Origin of the sequence: Cedecea sp. P7760 (genome assembly GCF_013386425.1) — a bacterium.
Taxonomy (GTDB): domain Bacteria; phylum Pseudomonadota; class Gammaproteobacteria; order Enterobacterales; family Enterobacteriaceae; genus Cedecea; species Cedecea selenatireducens.
In genome coordinates this window covers 1-18992 of the sequence record NZ_JACARU010000001.1, presented here as the reverse complement: position 1 = coordinate 18992, position 18992 = coordinate 1, and the positions used below count along the sequence as shown (strand labels likewise).

The following is an 18992-nucleotide window of genomic DNA, read 5'->3' as shown; positions in this document are numbered from 1 at the left end:
CCTTAATTCAGAAGGTTAGAGAGTGATTCCGGGTATGTAATTACATCCGTAATGGATCTCACCGCAACCGGAGAAAAGGTGTTTTTAGCGCTCTGGCGCACCATATCTTCAGACATCAGACCGAGCTTAAAGGCAGCAAATAACCCAGGAAGGTTCACCCCGCTGTGAAGGGTATAACCCACCCCCCCTGACGGACGCATGTTGGTTTCAAGCAGCACCGGGTTGCCATTCACATCGTTTCGCGTCTGAACATTCACCAGCCCGTCGGCCTTCATAACACGGGCGCAGTCACACGCCAGTTCCCAGGCGCTTCCTTCGTTTACCAGATACTGGATAGCCCCTTCCTTACGGCGTCCCACGGCTGCGAGTATTTCGCCCTTATCCGCGAGGATATCGACGGAAAATTCCGGGCCTGGCAGGTACGGCATCAAAACAAGGGGTTTAAACGACTCAGCAGCTGATGCTGCTGCAATATACTGTTGCGGACTGACCAGACGATGTTCGGGATGATTAAAGACGGCCATAGGCGAAGCACTGTCATCAAAGCGCCAGAATCCCATGCCATAGATACCCGTCACCGGCTTCACGCATACCGGGCTGTCAGTGAACGGCGGGGCCGCGAGGTGTGTCTTTAATTCTGCCAGCGTATTCACCCGCCAGGATGGTACGACCGGGAGACCCTTTTGCTCCATAAACTGAGCAAAAGTAACTTTTTCGTCAGCCAGAGTTAACCAGTCGACGCCCGTTGCACCGGTAGTAAGGGTGGCACCGGTCGATTCAATGGCTGAACGGTGTTCTTCAAACCACTGGCTGTTACGGCCAGTATGAATATGGTGGATGCCGTAGGTCTGAATGGTTTCCTGAATAAACTGGAGACGTTTTTGAGGATCTTCAGGTTCAGTCAAAGAATAATCGGCAACGGAAAGGATTTCATTTCTTTCGTTACGGTGGGAGGCAAAAACGGTAATGGCAAAATTATTTTTTTGTGCAAATGATTTTACCCCCTGAATAATATCTCGCTGGGAGGACAAACCTTCCATAAACCAAATTTTTTTGTTCATTTTTTTTAATTATCCGGAACGCCATGCAAATTTATGATTGAGAAGTGAGTCTATGAGTGTCTACGCAACATGTCAATCATAATATGATTAATAACTCCTGAGGTTATGGAGTGTGTCAGTGTTTTTGTGTGCCCTGTTAAAGTATTGATATTTAATACAAGTCTAGAGATAAGGACATCCTAAAAAGGATTTCATTTTGTGTTTTTACAGAAAACTACCAAAATTTCCCTTGTCAGAGAACTTCATCATGATATGATTTTCTTCGTCAGTTAATAAACAACCCTTTGATTGTCTCGGTCATTACCATTTTAAGGAATAAAACATGGTTTCATTAAGTAAGAACCAGACGGTATCACTCAGCAAAGAATCTTCAGCATTAAGCCAGCTTCAATTCGGCCTCGGTTGGGATCCGATTAAGAAAAAAGGTTTTCTTGGCGGACTGTTAGGTGGCAACGACTCAATCGATCTCGATGCTGGCTGCGTATTAATGGACAGCACTGGTAAAACAATTGACACCATCTGGTTCCGCAAACTGGAATCCACCTGCAAAGCTGTTGTGCACAGTGGCGATAACCTGACCGGTGAGGGTGACGGCGACGATGAAGTGATTAAGGTCAACCTCTCCCGTCTGCCTGCAAACGTTGAATACCTGGCGTTTACGGTTAACAGCTTCCGTGGTCAGTCGTTCAATGACGTCGAAAACGCATTCTGCCGCGTGGTCGATCAAACCGGCAAAGAGCTGGCTCGCTACAAGCTGACTGAGCAGGGCTCACATACCGGGATCGTTATTTCTTCGCTGCGTCGTAATAACGGCAACTGGGACTTTACCGCCCTTGGCCATGCCTGTCGCGGCCGCACAATTGACGATATGCACTCCGATATCGTTTCAGCGGTTATTCGCTAATGAACCTGACGCCGGGGGGCAATGCCCCCGTTCCAGCCCAGGAGTTGCGGGTCCGGATCACCTCGGGCGGTCAGGTGGATGCTTCGGCGTTTCGCCTGTATGCCGACGGGAAGGTGCAGGGTGATGCGGACATGGTGTTCTATGGTCAGCCACGCAACGATGATGGTACCGTCAGCCTGGTCAGTGAAGGCCAGTACTCAACTTTTACTGTCGCGCTCAACCGGCTGAAATCTGATGTCCAGAAAATTGCGTTCACAGTGACCTGTGACGGTGGGCAGACGGTGTCCGGTCTTCGTAATCTTTCCATCGACGTGGAGCAGGGGGCTACCGGCCTGGTTAGCGGCATTGTCGAACTGAGCGGCCGTCAGGAAGCAGCCTTAATTCTGGGTGAGTTTTACCGTCGTAATAATGACTGGAAATTCCGCTTCGTTGCACAGGGGTTCAACGGTGGTCTTAAACCGCTGGCAGAGCATTTCGGCGTAAATATTGCCGACGAACCTGCTCCCGCCGCCCCGACCCCTCCGGTTGCAACCCCTCCGCCAGCTGAGACAAAAATCAGCCTGAGTAAGGTATCTCTGACAAAAGAGAAGCCAGCAATCAGCCTGACCAAACGGGATAACTTCGGTGAAATCCGGATCAACCTGAACTGGCACCGGGGCAGCGGCAAATCGGGTTTCGCAGGCATGTTCGGCTCCAAAGGAATCGACCTGGATCTTGGGGCATTTGTTGAGCTTCAGGACGGGTATAAATCGGTCATTCAGGCGCTGGGTAATGCATTCGGTAATTATCGCGATGAGCCTTATGTTCAGCTCAAGGGCGATGACCGGACGGGTGATGTATCAGACGGCGAGTGGCTGCATATCAATGGCCGGGAATGGAAGCATATCCGTGAAGTGCTGATTTACGCCTTTATTTATGAAGGTATTCCCAGCTGGGACAAGACTGATGGTGTGGTCACCATTCATGTGCCGGATCAGCCTCCCATTGAGACCCGCCTCACCGAAGGTGAAAACCGTCGCACATTGTGCGCCATTGCCAGACTCGTAAATGAAAACGGCGCGATTAAAGTCGAGCGTATCAACCAGTACTTCAAAGGCCAGGACGAAATGGACCGGGCATTTGGCTGGGGATTTCGCTGGAGCGCCGGTTCTAAATAACACAGCAACAAAGGAAACAGGTATGAGCTTTTTCGACAAGGTAAAAGGTGCCATTAACTCTGGCCGGGACGAACTGACCCGCCAGGTTGGTCGTTTCAAAAACAAAAAATTTATGCACGGCACCGTTGCTGTATGTGCCCGTATTGCCGTATCGAGTGACGGCGTGAGTTCGGAAGAAAAGCAGAAAATGATGGGCTTTCTTCGCTCTTCAGAAGAGCTGAAGGTCTTCGATACCAATGAGGTGATCGAGTTCTTCAATAAACTGGTTTCAAGCTTCGATTTCGATGTTGAAATCGGCAAGGGCGAAACCATGAAATACATCCTGGCGCTGAAAGATCAGCCTGAGGCCGCTCAGCTGGCCTTACGTGTTGGTATTGCCGTTGCGAAAAGTGACGGTAACTTCGATCAGGACGAGAAACTGGCCTCCCGCGAGATCGCTATCGCGTTGGGCTTCGACCCGGCTGAATTTGGCCTCTGATCCACATCCCTAAGGGTAAAATATGGTTTCCACACACATCGGCTTCCCGACTGAAACGGTCATTGTTTTCATTGCGCTTTCAGTCGGTGCCATCTTTATTGACCTGTTTATGCACCGTGATGACAAGCCCATTTCCCTGAAGAGTGCGGCGCTCTGGTCCGTATTCTGGGTTGTGGTTGCGATGGCATTTGCCGGTTTCCTCTACATCCACCACGGTGCTGAGGTTGCCAGCCTGTTTGTAACGGGTTATGCGCTGGAGAAAGTGCTGTCGGTCGACAACCTGTTTGTCATGATGGCCATCTTCTCCTGGTTCGCCGTTCCTGATCGTTACCGCCACCGTGTTCTCTACTGGGGGATCATTGGTGCCATCGTCTTCAGGGGCATCTTTGTCGCCATCGGTACGAGCCTGCTGAGTCTGGGGCCGTATGTTGAAGTTGTCTTCGCTATCATCGTCGCCTGGACGGCGGTCATGATGCTTAAAAGCGGTGATGACGATGATGAAATTGAGGATTATTCCCAGCATCTGGCTTACCGCATGGTTAAACGCTTCTTCCCTATCTGGCCGAAGCTCAGAGGTCATGCTTTCCTGCTTAACCAGAAGGAAGTGGATGCCGAACTGGCGAAACCAGAAAACAGCGATGTCACCATTGGCCGTGGTAAAAAGGCGGCGCTGTATGCGACCCCTCTGTTCCTGTGTGTGGCCGTGGTTGAACTATCGGATGTTATGTTTGCGTTTGACTCGGTACCGGCAATCATTGCCGTCAGTCGTGAACCGCTTATCGTCTATAGTGCCATGATGTTTGCTATCCTGGGCCTGCGTACTCTGTACTTTGTCCTTGAAGCACTGAAACAGTACCTGGTTCATCTGGAGAAGGCCGTTATCGTGCTGCTGTTCTTCATCGCGGCAAAACTGGGCCTGAATGCGACCGATCACATTTGGCATCATGGTTACAGCATCGCGGCCACAACCAGCCTGTATGTTGTACTGGGTGTTCTGGCGCTGGGCATTCTCGCAAGCGTCATGTTCCCGGGCAAACCTGAATCTGAGGAAAAGGGGAGCTGATCCCCTGAAGTGTTAACCTGAACAATTACTAATCGAAGAGGTTATTTTATGAGTGTTTCTCTTTCCAAAGGCGGGAACGTCTCCCTGAGTAAAGCAGCTCCGTCAATGAAAAACGTCCTGGTGGGCCTTGGCTGGGATGCGCGTTCAACAGACGGTCAGGACTTTGACCTGGATGCTTCAGCTTTCCTGCTGGCCGCAAATGGCAAAGTGCGCGGCGATTCAGATTTCATCTTCTATAACAACCTGACGTCATCGGACGGTTCCGTAACGCACACCGGCGATAATCGCACCGGTGAGGGCGATGGTGATGATGAATCGCTGAAAATTAAACTGGACGCCGTCCCGTCTGAAGTTGACAAGATCATTTTCGTTGTGACTATCCACGATGCTCAGGCTCGTCGCCAGAGCTTTGGTCAGGTATCCGGTGCGTTTATTCGCCTGGTAAATGACGATAACCAGACTGAAGTTGCTCGCTACGATCTGACCGAAGATGCGTCCACTGAAACCGCCATGCTGTTTGGCGAGCTGTATCGTCACAATGGTGAGTGGAAATTCCGCGCAGTAGGCCAGGGTTATGCTGGTGGTCTGGCATCTGTATGTGCTCAGTACGGTATTAACGCGTCCTGATCGAAAAGTTACTTTTCTTATCCGGGGCTGTTTATTCAGCCCTAATTCAACTGTTTGCAGGAGCTTAAAATGGCAGTTTCTCTCGTAAAAGGCGGCAACGTATCTCTGACCAAAGAAGCACCAACCATGAATGTCGCTATGGTTGGCCTGGGCTGGGATGCCCGTGTAACCGACGGTCAGGGTTTTGACCTGGACGCTTCCGTATTTGCAGTAGGCGAAGACGGTAAAGTGCTGTCAGATGCCCATTTCATTTTCTTCAATAACAAAACCAGTCCTGATGGCGCGGTAGAGCACCAGGGTGACAACCGTACCGGTGAAGGCGACGGCGACGATGAGCAGGTCAAAATCGATCTGACCAAAGTCTCAGCAGACATCAAAAAACTGGTGTTTGCCGTTACCATCTATGATGCAGAAGCGCGTAAACAAAACTTCGGCATGGTGAGCAACAGCTTCATGCGCGTGTACAACAACGACAACGGCGCGGAAATTGCTCGTTTCGATCTGTCTGAAGACGCCTCAACCGAAACTGCAATGGTCTTTGGCGAACTGTACCGCCATGGCGCTGAATGGAAGTTTAAAGCTGTCGGCCAGGGCTTTGCTGGCGGGTTATCTGCACTGGCAACCCAGCACGGCGTGAATATTTAATAATAAAAATAAACTCAACCCCGGTGCTGTCACCGGGGTTTTTTATAGGTGTTAGCACATGGCAAAGAAAAAAGATGATGGTTCAGCAGTAATACTACTTTTTATTGTGGCTTTTTTTGTGTTCCTGCCGTTTCTGATATTCGGGATGTTTTTCTACCGAAAGCTAAAAAGAAAATATTCAGCTATCCCCAACATTCAACGTGTATATGATATTGGCGTCATTTTTAAAACGTTAAGTGCCTCTATCGCAGTTATTGTGGTTTCAGCAGTGCTCGTTCTGCAACTCAGTGCGCTTCCCGTCAAATTTGTATCGCCAGAAATATCACATTATATAGCAAGAGTTATGTTCGTTCTCTATCCACTTGTAATGATCTGGCCAATGAAAAAAATGGCGGAACGCATCGCCATAGAATATTTCGGTATAATTTTTAACGACAATGACAGAACGATAATTCTTCCAGCAGATTTAGGCAATATGGGATTGGGTGACTGGCTTCGTCTCAAGTTTCTGAGCAGGATGGGTGAGCAAGACAGCATTGAGATTCGAAAAATATCGAATATCACACGCGAGAAAGGTGTCAACTTCTATATCCATGGTGATTTCGGATCCCGACGCATCAACTTTTCGAACAAGCAAAAGCGCGATGAGTGTATTTCAGCACTTCAGGCCAGAACCCGGGTAAAGGGTGGCAGAGACTACGGTTACTAAACAAGGAACAGAGTCATGCAATTACAGTCAGGTCAAAATATCCTTCTATCTTCATCATCAGTCACTCTTAATTTGCGATACCCGGTACGTCCCGGTTTTAACGGCGAACCCGACACCTGCGTTTTCATGCTCAACGCACAAGGTAAGGTGAGCGGTGATAACGATTTCATCTTTTTCAATAACCTGAGTTCACCGGAGGGGGCTTTAAAACTGACGGCAGGGACGCAGCAATCAAGCGTACATATTGATCTTAACCGCGTTTCCTCGGCTGTTCAGAAAATCGCCATAACCCTCGTGATAGACGGAAGCGATACTATTACAGGCTTGCAGAATCTGAATTTGCAGGCCTCCGGTATTGCATCGTTTGATCCCGAAACAGCAGGGCGCAGCGAGAAAGCTATTATCGTGGCGGAGGTGTATCGCCATAACGGCAGTTGGAAGCTACGGGCGCTTGGCCTCGGTTTCAACGGTGGGCTTGAGCCCCTGGCGATGAGTTATGGTGTTGATGTTGCACAGACAGCTCCGCAGCCAGCACAACCTGCTCGTATCAGTCTGGAAAAGAAGCTCGAAACAAAATCTCCGCGACTTGTAAGTCTCGCTAAAAAGGCCTCAGTCAGCCTCACTAAAAATAAACTGGAAACCCTGGAGGCAGCAGTTGCGTTTGTTCTTGACGCGTCCGGCTCAATGAGTGGCCAGTTCAGTAAGGGTAACGTTCAGTCCGTGCTGGATCGCATCGCCGTCCTTGCCGCCCAGTTCGATGACGATGGCGAAATGGATGTCTGGGGCTTTGGAGAGAAGCATAAGAAGTATCCAAATGTCACTCTGGATAACCTTGACGATTACATTCAGACCATTCGTGGATCCGGAAAGCGTTCAGCCTGGGAAAATTTGCCGGGGCTTGGTGGGACTAACAATGAACCACCGGTAATGGAAGAAATTGTCGACTACTTCAAAGACTCAAAAATCCCGGTTTACATAGTGTTTATTACCGATGGCGGGATAAGCAAGACCGGAGCAATTAAGAATGCTATCCGGCGCTCAGCCAACTTCCCGATCTTCTGGAAATTTGTCGGCCTCGGTGGATCTAGCTACGGAATCCTGAAAAACCTGGATGATTTTACAGACCGCCGCGTTGATAACACCCATTTCTTTGCAATGGATGACTTCGGCTCTATCAGCGATGAAAAATTATACGATAACTTACTGGAAGAATTTAGACCGTGGATAGATGAAACAAAAAGGTTAAATATCCTTTAGCTTGCTTCCTGATAAAGCTTAATTAGAGGGCTCTGGCGAGAGACCCAGCCAGCTGGGTCTTAAAGGTATCAACGGCCAAACACTGGTCATGGACAACTGTGAAAGCTAGCCCCGGTATATTATTTAAAACGTTCATGTTGTGCGATTTTAGACCCTGAACGACTCCTTTTTTAAGCGGTGTATAAAAGCTTTTTTTCTGTCCCAACGAGGATGGAAGTGCCGCCAGTGGGCATCTTTGGCGGCTGCCAGCAATTCATAATCGCCCCGAGTGTCCCCCCAGGCTCGAAGATGATACTGATCTAATGGTCCGTAAATAGACTCCAGCCGGTTAATTTTCTGTATGCAACGACAATTGTGCCCTGTAATGCGCCCGGTCAGGATACCATTAACGCTTTCCAGCTCTGTACCGATGAGCTTGATCCCCAGTCGTTCAGCAAACGGAGCAAGTACAAGCCTCGGTGAGGCTGAGCAGAGTGTCACCTCAACATTGTTAGAAACTTCCGTTGCCACGGCCAATAGGCCTGATGCTCTCATCAGACGCCCCCAATAAAGGTTGCAATAGGCTTCAGCTTTCTCCTTGACCCACTTTTCCTCGATACCAGTGAGAAACGTTGATATTAAAATTTCTTTGAGTTCATCACGAGTTAGTTTGCGACTCAAACACCGCAGGGTAGGAAGAGCGAGTTTAACCAACCGGCGGGTGAAGACACTGTTACCGAAGGCAAAGCGCAAAAAGGGGATAAAGCTGTCATGTCGGGTAAGAGTTCCATCAAAGTCGAAAACGGAAAGAACCTTTATTTCTGCACGAAATGAATTATCCACAAGCAGCCCTTTTTGAATTAGATAAATTTTCCATATTTTATCATCTGACGAGGGTGACTCAAAGCATGTCAGAATTGGATTGGACCATGAAGATCTCGCAGTCTTACACTGCATCTTGTTATCCATGCCGTGGTCAACTAATTGTGGCCCACAACCTGGCTGTTCGTGGAACAGTTGTTCTGATTCATTTGGCGTTTAGCAACTGTTCTCTCTGGCGCTGCATTTAGGAAAGATATAATGGCGCTAAGCCATATTTTATGTAAGGGTATGATATGGTTCAGCGGATTTTCATTCACGATACTGACAACAGGATTTACCTATGACTATCGATACCGACGATTTCGATCCGGTAGATGTAGATGTAGAGGTTGCAGAGGCGTTAGAGAAGCACATGGCACAGTTACGGGACCTGGAAGCATACTGGCCGTACAGCACGACAGCCGTTATTGATTGTTTTTTTGACCAGGCTACCCGGGCAACTCACGCTGAATTGTGGTTGGCTGCCTGTACAACTTTCCTGAACGGGATTGAAACCTCACTGAGGGTGACGCTTGAACTGATGGAGTCACAGGCGCATTCGCAGCCAGCCGCAACGCTGGTGGATTTAAGTGATATGGCCACACTCAGTAATGCCCTAATGAGAAGGGCGCACATGGCTGGTATGCCGGTGACGCTGCTGGCGTTTCCCGAGGAGCAGGATCTGCTGACCAAGATTGCTGAAGGTGCCCCGAAAAGGCCCTATGCGGAAATCGTGAGGGTTCGTCACAATTTATGTCACGGGAACATCCTGGAGCACATCATCACTGTGAGTGACGATTTGGGGGAGCCAGTCCGGTTATTCACACCTGAATGTATGCGTGTCCTGGCAGAGACGATGTCGGCAATCTCGAAACAATGGGTTGCAGGCATGCATCAATATTGGCGTGATAACAATTTATCTATGCCTTGAAAATTCCGGCCGGATTCTGTTCCCGGCGTCAGTTTAACGCCGGGATGAAATAATTATGATCCACAACCAGAAATAGCTGTTTATGGTTGAGAAAATATTGTGGTATAAAAATTATGTTTTTAACTTGGTGATAGTCATGGAGAAACAAATGAAAATTAAATGCATCGTATTGGCAGGAATATTTTCACTGGTATTTTCTGTTCATGCCAGCGAAACACAGAATAAAAAAAGTGATCCAGTACCTGTCTTTGGGCACGCAACAGCTGTTTCAAAAATGTGTGGTGAACTTCTCGGAGAAACTAATCCAGTTAAGATGAGAGATGGGGCTACTAAGATACTAAACGAGACTCTTAGAAGATTACCTGATGCCGAAGTGTCAGATGAAGGGAAAAATGTAATCGAGGCATTTGTTACTCGATCAAGATCCCCGTCTGACATACCTTCTCGCTGTGAAACCAGTGTTAACGAGAGATACTGGGAAATTGTTCAGTCCAAAAAATGATCTGACGTTGGTTGACTGTAAAAAAACATTTCGCCCGTTAAGCTTCTGTCTCTAAAATATATGACTTAATGGGCTATTCAACTCCTTCCTATGTAATATATGAAGTCATTCCCCGATGATTTAATTAACGAAGGTTTAATCCACATGTTCAAAACTGATAAATTGGACAGGCTCAATTTTAATTATTTTACCTCTTCCCGTACTTCAGGTTATTTGGCTGACAATCCAATCTGGTATGATGCTTATAACAAACAAATTCGGAGGGTATAGTGAATGGGTGGCCTGGTCAGCAAAACTAACATTGATCGCCTTGAACGTTTTCATTCTCTGCTGGCGGGGCAATACTGGTCCGCCCTCGTCGATATTCCGGCAGAGGCGATTGCGGCCGGGGATACACTCCTCATCAACTCGTTGCGGTACGTGGATGACAATCTGCATACCGTCATCCTTCGTGCCCACCCTCGGCACTACGGGGAATGGGTAAACGTTGAAGTCGTTGCTGAGAACGGCTCAAAATCAACGAAAGACAAGAAACTGAATGAACATCGGTTTCTGACGGCCGATTTTCTCGCCTTGTTTGAATATCAGCCCGACCATGAATCGATCCGTCAGTCAGAGCTCAAAGGCATTCAGGACGAGGTTGCTGACCTGCAAATGCGTCTCACCGAAACACTGAAAAATCCCTCAGATCTCCGGGAACTGGCTATGAAAAGGATCGAAGACGAAGAGGCCAGTAAAAGGGGGGGCGAGTCAGACGACAGAATGCTTCCGGTCGTCAGAAATGCAGAAGATGCCGCAGTTACCATGGCGCTGGGTACGGTGCAGAATGCCCTTTCTCAGGGAATTTCCGAAGCTCAGGTTTCTCTGATGGCGAAAGTCGCGGAACGGGAAGGGAAGATTGCCGGTGCCGTAGCTAACATTATTACGTCGCGTACCGGTGCTATTACCCGGGCGCTGGAGAAAATGCATCCGTATTATGCGGAGCTGGCCGCTGCCAAGTTGGCCGGAACGCAGGAGGGCATTGAGCAGGCTAACAAAATTCAGGCCGGTGTTCTCACGCTGGAATTATTCGTCGGCAAAAACGTGACGGTAGTCGATATTGCTGAAGGCGAGCCAGCTGACAGCAGCATTCCGCTGACGCTGTGTCAGAAGAAGCTCGTAGTGGATGAGGAACTTTCAGCCTGGTGTGACATCGACGAACACTTTGATTTCAGGAGTCTTTCCGCATTCCACAAGGCGCTAAAAGATAACCCTGGGCTGGTGGAGCAAATTTTTCCGACTGAGCGATGTGTACTCGTCATGGTAACCACCCGCAGATTTATTGACTATGGTGATACCTGGGCGAATTCAGAATACAATGAAAAGAACAGCATCGTGTTTCTGATGGTCCGCAACGGGCAAAACATCAAACAAATCTATTCCCCGGTGGAAAGCCATCTTGGAGCATCACGGTTATTTCCGTCTGAAGATGAGCAGCAGGGCCACTTTCGTGGGTTTGACGGTACCACCATCAAATTTGAAGATGTGGCCTATACCGATCGTCTCAAATCCCATGACCTGATGGCTCTGCATTACCGACGTCTGCTTATCATGCTGTTTGGTCTTGACCAGCGGCTGGCTCTCTTTGGTCAGTTCTATCCCAAGCATGAAAAGGCTAATTTCCTGAATCTGAGCTTCCAGGAGCGGTACTTCCATTTTCTGCACGATGAAGACGGCACAGGGCTGCTGGCATCACCAGACTCGCAGACGCTCGATGAATTTATTAGTGAAAAAAACTCCTATATGCAACCGGGCTCGCGGCTGCTCTGCAACTGGCGTGAGCTTATGACCCCCAGAACAGCACCTGGTGCCGTCAAAGAGGACAGCAGCTATTCAGGGTACTCCTTCATCGCTGAACCAGAGAATAATGTCTCTGCTGCGGTTGTGTATCGTCAGGGAGATAGTCTGGCAGTTGATGTGGCGGTGAAGCGCTACAGAACAGATAAGATGTTTAACTGTAAGGTAAACGTTTCTGGCTACAGGCCGTGGCGCCGGGGAGAAGCAGAGCTTGCATATCTGTGCCTGGATGCAGTGGGCCCGGAGGAACTGAACCGTTTTATCCAGCAGCGCAAATTCCGGAGTAACCACCTTTTTTACATTCGATTTTTTAAGGCCGCAATCAAATTCCTGGAGCAGGAACGTGAAAGAGAATTGCCGCACCGGCAATATCTGCTGACTGCAATGCAGGATTCGGGGTTGCGCCTGCCGGTGAACATTCATGAACTGATTCATCAGTGCATTGCTTCATGGAAGACCGGTAACCGTGGCGTTTCGCTTGATGATGGAATGCGTTTCGAAAAAGGGCGCCAGGCCCTGCTGAATCAACTTTACAGGCTCACTCAGGGTGCAAGCGAAATGGCATCGGTCATTCAGGAGCAGGTAACTGCGTCCGGATCGCAACTGCTTCGGGCCGGGGTCAACTCGTCAGGGAATTACGTCGCGTTTATCGCGCCTAAACCCTATGAGTGTGATAACAGACTTGAAGCTCATGCGTGGGTCCATCGTGTTGTCTATGCAACCGGAAAACGAAACATTCGGGAAACCAGCAGATCCTGGGTCTCTATGCCGGAGCGTTCGGCATCCGAAATTACCCTTTGGGAAGATGAGGAGCAGTCTAGGAAATGGTACTCCATGAAACCGGTATTCAGTTCGTGGGCCGAAAAACAAAAGCTATTTGAAATGTGCGAAAAAGGTGCGGAATTACTGAAAGGGGCCATGGGCAAGTCGGGACATGAGGAATATAGCGATCTTTTTGAGATGTGGGGAGATGCTTATATTGCATGCAACTCCAACTCTGGCGCGGAATACGTAACAACCCCGGATATGTTCCTCCCGGTTGGCTTGATTAAGTCACGAAACTCATTACAGCTAATTGCATTAGGGACATGCTCAACGGAGCAATGGATGTATGCCCGGGCAGGGGATGATGACACACGGGAGCTGTTGCTGGAGTTGTATACCAGTTGGTATGAATGCCCGGATAAAGCGCGAGCAAGGGTCCTGTCGATGGCAGAGAAAAACTCAGGTCTGAGGTTTGTGTTGCTTGAAGGAAAGGCAAAGAAACTGGAGCGGTTTGTTGTCAAACGGCCAGAAGAGATTGTTAACTGGCATGCCGGTGATTTAAAGGAATTCCCGACAATGCTGAATGATCAATGGGCATGTCACATGGCAATGGTCAGTCGGAATGATAAAGTTTATCTGACGCCGGATTTGCTGGATGATGATGGCCTACCAAATTTTAATGAAGTCACAAGGCAGGAGCCCGGAGACGGTTATCAACCCGTCAATGTCTATGAATTTGAGAGTGATTATTTTAACGCGATCTATGATGCAGACGGTAAGAAAGTGGTACTTTGTCACTGGTATGATGTGACGGGTGATTCATATACTGCTGAAGATCTTACAGGGAATATGCCTCATGACGCATTTAAATTCCTTCAGTATAGGCTGGATAATATCGAGCAGGCTGAGGCATTTATCAAATACAGAAACCGTAATTATCAGTCCCGAGAAAATTCAGATTGGCCCGAACCGCCTGAAGGTGTAAAGCGTTACGTCATCAGAGCCCGAAGCTAAGTGAGCAACATTAAGCTAAAAGTTCAGTATGGAAATAGATAAATCATACTGAACAATAAATATAACTTTATGCATAACACTATGACGGTATCTTATTAGCAGGTGCTTCGGAAAAAAGTAACTTTCCAAAGGTAAGTAAGCGCAGCGGGAGATATGCTAACATGAATACATCACGGGGACAGTGCTGGATACTGGCCAATCCATAATTTGCATATGATTAAAATGTACTTAGATGTTGCAATACTGATGAATTGTGTTAAAAGATAGCCGTCGTTACCTAAGTTAAATTTTATGAAGTATGGTACTGTTATGGCTAAGAAAAATTTATACTCGGAAGAGATTGTGATTGCCAAAAAGCAACTCAATCAGCTATCCACGCTTAAAGATAAAGTCAGCCTGCTAACGCGTCAGTGGGAAGGTGATATTGGCAAAAATCTGCCTGGTTACACTGAGCTATATGCTCACGTGGAAAGAATTGAAAGACAGATTCATGAACAAATTGGTAGCTGGAAGAAAAGTCCTACAATGTAAGATTACGGCGATCCATTCTGAAGCGGTGTATTTGGTTCAAGAATGCATAAATAACATTCCTTTATAACTCAATTACCCGCTTTTAAATCTCTTTATTTTCAATCCCGCTCATCCATTTGAGGAACTTTGCGCGGAAGTTCAGCGGCATCATAAACTGTATGGGACAGTAAGAATTGCACTGACATTAACTGGTACAAAATGCAGGGCTATTGAATCCCTTCAGTGTACGCAAGCCTCACGTGTTCATCTACTGTAGCTTGGTTGCCGGGGATATATCGCGGAAAGTCCGACACGTCATTGGCATTTTTGACAATGAAAGAAGGGTATCCAAACTGCTCGGCAGCAATATCGATATAAAAAGTCATTCCTCCAGCACTCAGCTCACACCAGTAGTGGCCATGTCCTCCATACTCATTGAAAAGACCTCCATTATCTGTACCATTCCCGCCGCGTATACTTGCGACCATGCCTCTGAGTCGTGCAAATTTACAAACCAATATACATGCGAACATGCATGTTCCGGTTGTGTCACTTGTTCCAATTTCCTTAAGGTTCTCTTTTAAGGACTTATGGGCTTCTTCTGCAAGCTCCAGGATTGGCGTAAGAACTAAAATAGATGTCTTGTCAGTCACGAATAATGTCTCCGGTAAACAGAACAATGGTAAGGCTAGAATCCCGTTTAAAATAATTTTAGTATCAGGTAACAAGTACCTTGAACAAAGCACTTGATTCACACAGATCAATAAAAACCTTTCGAATAAGGAAAATACGAAAATTTGTGAAAGTACATTATCGAGTTTTAACATGAATCTATTCTGAGTCGCAAGGGTTTTCAGTTCGGACAGAAGGCTTCTAAAATTTCATGAAGTCGTCCAACCATCTTTAACTACTAGGTAACAAACCATAATTATTGATTTCATGAAAATAATTAAACTCAGAAATTGTGTTGTTGAGGTTATTAGAGATGGATATAGGATGTGGTATATTTGTTTGGAAATAAAAACAAAGGTTAGAACTCAGCTTTCGTACAATCTAGTTCAATCAAATTATGACGCTTAGGAGTATAAATGAGCATTAACGACAAAGATTTTAGTTCTTTAACAGTAGAGCAATATGGCTGGAATTTGGGGGTTTTTAATCATTCAACCCCATTTACATCACACTTTATTTATGTCTACGATTGTTATAAACAGTATGTTGGATTGATTTCCATTTCACAGGAGGATTTTAACACCACTAAAATTTCCACATCGTTAAGCATTCATATGTGTGTGGCAAAGCTAGGTAAAATCCTTAAGAAAATGTCAAATAAAAAGGCTTTGTCACAAACGGAAGAAACTGAATTGGCCCCTCTTATTATTAATTATGTAAAGCAAACGATGACTTTTAGGCAATGGGTAAGTCAATCAGAATTAAATCAACGCATGCATTTTCTAATTAATATCTACGGTTCTAAAGATGATAAAAAAGGGGAGGTGGTTCTACGACCATTAATTTCGAATCCAGATGCCTTAATTTTAACACCGACGGAAGTCATTGAATTGAACACGCAAGTTATTAAAGCTGATCGTATGCGACATCCGGAATGGTTCCGTTAAGCAGATTTACCGCATTCACCATTGGAACCTTCGCCAGTAAGAGCTCGATGGTAAAATTACAATCTGAGATGGTTCAAAACGGCTATAGAGTTTTGAACCTCAAACGGGAATATTTTCACATTCATCCTTTGAAAGAAAGTCGTGGCTAAAAGAACTGAAGTAACCCTATCAAAGCCAATTTTCCTAACGATCGGAGTTATCTACTATTTACCGGATAACATTATTTCATTTGTCCTGTCGAATACCATGCCAACGTAGATTCCGGGATGCAGATTTTTGAGGCGAATCCATCGGTAATTAAATCGAGCAGATTTGGGGCTAGTAGATTACACGGTGCTGGCCTCAGTGGTTCATAATGATGCTTCGGGTAATGAAGGCTGCTGAAAATGCCATGGGGCGCCCCTGAGGCTTTATCTGGGCCACAGAAAAGGTTAATCCACATCCGGAGGCGGTAGTCCACCGTGAAGCCGTCGATTTGCAACCATAAGTGGGGGGAGAGCACAAAATCACATCCCTTAACGGTAACTTTCCCAAGGAAGCGAAGATGTGGGATCTTAGCCTCCATCAAGGCATGGCTGAGCATTAAAGTATGCCCATCGCATTCCAGCTTTGCACTGTCTACCGCTAAAAAGGCATCATTAAGGTCAGAGAGATGTATAGGTGTGTTATTCACTGTTACCATTGTGTCTCTCAATTTTTATCCTTTGTCCTGAGATTTGCTATAGTTAAGTTAATATAAACGACTTTATCCGCAAATATTCCGCCAGACTCTCGCAAGCTAAAGCGTATGGTTTGATGATGGGTGCTGTGCATCATTTCAAGTTTAATATTTCTGTTTTCTTTTTGGTAGTCTTCAAGCGCTGATTCAGTGTGTTTACGAATATTCACAAATTTATGGTCAAAGCAGAATAACACCAGATATAGGTCAGGCGGAACGATAAATGACTGAGCAACAGAGTCTGAATACTTTGTATAAAGTTGAAATATTCCTTTTGTTATTACAGATTTTATTGGCACTTCGGTGGAATGTTCTTGTATTAACTTGGATTCGATAATGCAAACTCTCACACCTGAAGAGAAAATAGAAATATCACTTCGCCCGTTTGCGATCTGATCTTCCTGGACCACCATAAACTTTTTAAGTTCAAGGCTTGCTTTCAACCAGGTTAATAATGATGCTGTAAGGTTATTTTCATAAAACAGAATGTCGTTTTTCACACGATACAAATTACTGTTGCTGGTAATGTTCTGAATGCCAGTGAAAATAGTATTAGGCAGAAGGTCGATTGTCTTGCTTTTAACATCGTAATTATTAAATGAATCAGCTAATACACCTAGTTTAAAAGCGAGCGTCCGTATTTTTTCTGTATTTCCAAACTCAAGATGATTGGCTTGATGTTTAAGTGATCTGATTTTATTATATATATATTGTGTGTTTCTTTCACTTAATCTGACCTGCATAAAACTCTGGCGCATGTATTCTTCAAAAAGGTTCTGGAGCTCAAACAATTCTTCAATAATAGAGGTTAACTTATTTTTAGGTTCAAAGAACATTGAGTCTTTATTTTTAATATTTGAAGCCAGTGAAATGATTTCATAAAGAGCATCGGTAAGCAGATGAAGTGGTTCAACTGTTTTTATAATGCCTTTTTCATTCCTATAAATCATAATGTAAGGCTGGTGACGTGAAAATAAATCCTGCAAGACATCTTGTGACACTGGCGTTGTAATGAAGAAAATAAGTCCCGGCTTAAGATCTTTGTTTTTCAAATGTTCTAATTTATCAATAAGTAATACTTTCCTAATCCCGTTCGCTAGAATTAGTCCGAATTCAGTTCGATAAAGATTCCAATTTCGCTTTGTTGATGTAATAAGGGATAAATCATAATTAATATTTACGAGGTTTTCATTGATTGTCGTAATTAAGTTATGAATGTAATTGTTGTGATAAGTGGCATAACTCATAATGCCAAACTTACTTTTGAGTTCGTTGATGTGTTCGACAAGTGTTTTCAAGTACGTATAAGTTGTGCTTTGAGGAACTTTTTGGAAATTGTAAGATGACCAATCTTTAGCTATATCATAGATAAAATCGCATTCTTGTGATTCAAGGAACTTAACCAAGCGATTTCTGGAACTTTTATTGCTGTTAAATTCTTCTTCAAATCTTTCGAGCTTTCTGCAAAAAATATGAACCGACAGGCAATGGCGACGTTCCTGCTCTAATAATTGATCATCCAGGAAAATCTCAGTATTTTTGTTACGACTGAAGATAGATATGGGGGCCATTTCCATTAGTTCTAACGCATTGAAATCATAAAATCTGCTCATTTATTTCGCCTGCATAGTAATTTTAATCACTAAAAGCTATTAAGCTTTTTCCTTTTTTAAACATACGAAAGCCTTTAGAAACACGATTTATACTAACGGGGCATCTAAATTCGTGATCTGTTCAATGTATTCAAAAGAGTATTGAACGCCTCATATGATATTTTCGCTCTGAAAGCGATTCCCCTAGCTTCATTAAGAGCCTTTCTTCCGGAAGCAGATTCAGGCGATTTAAGGTACTTTAAAAGTAACTTTTCAATCTCTATAGTTTTGTCATTCTGAAGTAACTGAGAGGCCATGATGGCTCCGAGCCTAAATTGAAGCTGAATATTCACTTCTTTGTGAAACTCCAGGTGCTGACGGTGGCGGTCAGCCAGCTGGCTTCCACGGACCCTGGCACGATACAAACGCATATAGTCGGCCATTTCGGCGGTATGGCGTTGACGATACCGGTTCTTGGCTGCATTGACTACATTGCGGTTATTCAATTTATACAACCGGTTTTCGCCAGCTACGCACTGGCGGCAGCGAGTCTTATGGCCATCCTTACTTTTACGGTCAATTCCGAAGTCTAACAAGCTCTTCAGAGTCTTGCATTTTCGGCACAGCTTACTTTCAACGAGTTCAGTCATGGGTATATTATGAATTGAAGTACTTCCCGAAAGTATACCCAATTCGACTATCCATTACAATTAAACGTTTTTGGTTTAACATAATCAATGTTATGCGCACCTAAAATGTAGTAG

At 45.7% G+C, this 18992-nt stretch carries 19 protein-coding genes; 14 read left to right on the top strand and 5 right to left on the bottom strand.

Annotated features, from left to right (window positions below):
* Positions 1-2: 2 nt before the first annotated feature.
* Positions 3-1061, bottom strand: a complete 1059-nt coding sequence (locus HX778_RS00095) for an ATP-grasp domain-containing protein (protein WP_176981021.1) — start codon at positions 1059-1061, stop codon at positions 3-5.
* A gap of 322 nt (positions 1062-1383) precedes the next feature.
* Between HX778_RS00095 and HX778_RS00090 the strand changes: the two genes are divergently transcribed.
* From HX778_RS00090 to HX778_RS00055, 8 genes are all read left to right on the top strand, one after another.
* The gene (locus HX778_RS00090) at positions 1384-1965 is read left to right on the top strand and encodes a TerD family protein (RefSeq protein ID WP_015062979.1); all 582 of its coding nucleotides are present in this window, start codon (positions 1384-1386) and stop codon (positions 1963-1965) included.
* Positions 1965-3122, top strand: coding sequence for a TerD family protein (locus HX778_RS00085; RefSeq protein WP_015062978.1), 1158 nt, complete (start codon positions 1965-1967; stop codon positions 3120-3122). Before HX778_RS00090 ends, HX778_RS00085 begins: the two co-directional genes overlap by 1 nt.
* A 22-nt stretch (positions 3123-3144) precedes the next feature.
* Positions 3145-3600 carry a tellurite resistance TerB family protein gene (locus HX778_RS00080; protein WP_000007448.1) on the top strand — a complete coding sequence of 152 codons (456 nt, stop codon included), beginning with the start codon at positions 3145-3147 and terminating at the stop codon, positions 3598-3600.
* Between the two features lie 22 nt (positions 3601-3622).
* Positions 3623-4663 (top strand): tellurium resistance membrane protein TerC, encoded by a 1041-nt coding sequence (gene terC / locus HX778_RS00075; protein WP_000255079.1) that lies wholly within the window; start codon positions 3623-3625, stop codon positions 4661-4663.
* A gap of 48 nt (positions 4664-4711) precedes the next feature.
* Positions 4712-5290 carry a tellurium resistance membrane protein TerD gene (gene terD / locus HX778_RS00070; RefSeq protein ID WP_015062976.1) on the top strand — a complete coding sequence of 193 codons (579 nt, stop codon included), beginning with the start codon at positions 4712-4714 and terminating at the stop codon, positions 5288-5290.
* A gap of 69 nt (positions 5291-5359) precedes the next feature.
* Positions 5360-5935, top strand: coding sequence for a TerD family protein (locus tag HX778_RS00065; protein WP_015062975.1), 576 nt, complete (start codon positions 5360-5362; stop codon positions 5933-5935).
* Between the two features lie 58 nt (positions 5936-5993).
* Positions 5994-6644 carry a hypothetical protein gene (locus HX778_RS00060; RefSeq protein WP_032610453.1) on the top strand — a complete coding sequence of 217 codons (651 nt, stop codon included), beginning with the start codon at positions 5994-5996 and terminating at the stop codon, positions 6642-6644.
* Positions 6645-6659: 15 nt separating this feature from the next.
* Positions 6660-7901, top strand: a complete 1242-nt coding sequence (locus HX778_RS00055; RefSeq protein WP_015062974.1) for a VWA domain-containing protein — start codon at positions 6660-6662, stop codon at positions 7899-7901.
* 147 nt (positions 7902-8048) lie between these two features.
* Here the strand turns inward: HX778_RS00055 and HX778_RS00050 are convergent, their stop codons facing one another.
* Entirely contained in the window at positions 8049-8729 is a 681-nt protein-coding gene (locus tag HX778_RS00050) for an HAD family hydrolase (RefSeq protein WP_032610522.1), read from the bottom strand.
* A 313-nt stretch (positions 8730-9042) separates the two neighbouring features.
* Between HX778_RS00050 and HX778_RS00045 the strand changes: the two genes are divergently transcribed.
* From HX778_RS00045 to HX778_RS00030, 4 genes are all read left to right on the top strand, one after another.
* The gene (locus tag HX778_RS00045; protein WP_032610449.1) at positions 9043-9672 is read left to right on the top strand and encodes a hypothetical protein; all 630 of its coding nucleotides are present in this window, start codon (positions 9043-9045) and stop codon (positions 9670-9672) included.
* 82 nt (positions 9673-9754) lie between these two features.
* The gene (locus tag HX778_RS00040) at positions 9755-10174 is read left to right on the top strand and encodes a hypothetical protein (protein ID WP_015062971.1); all 420 of its coding nucleotides are present in this window, start codon (positions 9755-9757) and stop codon (positions 10172-10174) included.
* A 273-nt stretch (positions 10175-10447) separates the two neighbouring features.
* Positions 10448-13789, top strand: coding sequence for a hypothetical protein (locus tag HX778_RS00035; protein WP_032610447.1), 3342 nt, complete (start codon positions 10448-10450; stop codon positions 13787-13789).
* Positions 13790-14098: 309 nt separating this feature from the next.
* Complete coding sequence (locus tag HX778_RS00030; RefSeq protein ID WP_032610446.1) at positions 14099-14320, top strand: hypothetical protein; 222 nt, start codon at positions 14099-14101, stop codon at positions 14318-14320.
* 206 nt (positions 14321-14526) lie between these two features.
* On the opposite strand, the gene HX778_RS00025 is transcribed toward HX778_RS00030, so the two are convergent.
* On the bottom strand, positions 14527-15126 hold the full coding sequence (locus tag HX778_RS00025; protein ID WP_015062969.1) for a hypothetical protein: 600 nt from the start codon (positions 15124-15126) through the stop codon (positions 14527-14529).
* 261 nt (positions 15127-15387) lie between these two features.
* Here HX778_RS00025 and HX778_RS00020 point away from each other — a divergent pair, with 261 nt between their 5' ends.
* Positions 15388-15918 (top strand): hypothetical protein, encoded by a 531-nt coding sequence (locus HX778_RS00020; protein WP_032610444.1) that lies wholly within the window; start codon positions 15388-15390, stop codon positions 15916-15918.
* Between the two features lie 220 nt (positions 15919-16138).
* Here the strand turns inward: HX778_RS00020 and HX778_RS00015 are convergent, their stop codons facing one another.
* Both HX778_RS00015 and HX778_RS00010 read right to left on the bottom strand, forming a co-directional pair.
* A complete protein-coding gene (locus HX778_RS00015) occupies positions 16139-16600 on the bottom strand; it encodes a hypothetical protein (protein WP_015062966.1) in 462 nt (153 codons plus the stop codon).
* An 8-nt stretch (positions 16601-16608) separates the two neighbouring features.
* Positions 16609-18249 carry a hypothetical protein gene (locus HX778_RS00010; RefSeq protein ID WP_053287398.1) on the bottom strand — a complete coding sequence of 547 codons (1641 nt, stop codon included), beginning with the start codon at positions 18247-18249 and terminating at the stop codon, positions 16609-16611.
* 314 nt (positions 18250-18563) lie between these two features.
* Between HX778_RS00010 and HX778_RS00005 the strand changes: the two genes are divergently transcribed.
* Positions 18564-18821, top strand: a complete 258-nt coding sequence (locus tag HX778_RS00005) for a hypothetical protein (RefSeq protein WP_103216141.1) — start codon at positions 18564-18566, stop codon at positions 18819-18821.
* Positions 18822-18992 lie beyond the last annotated feature (171 nt).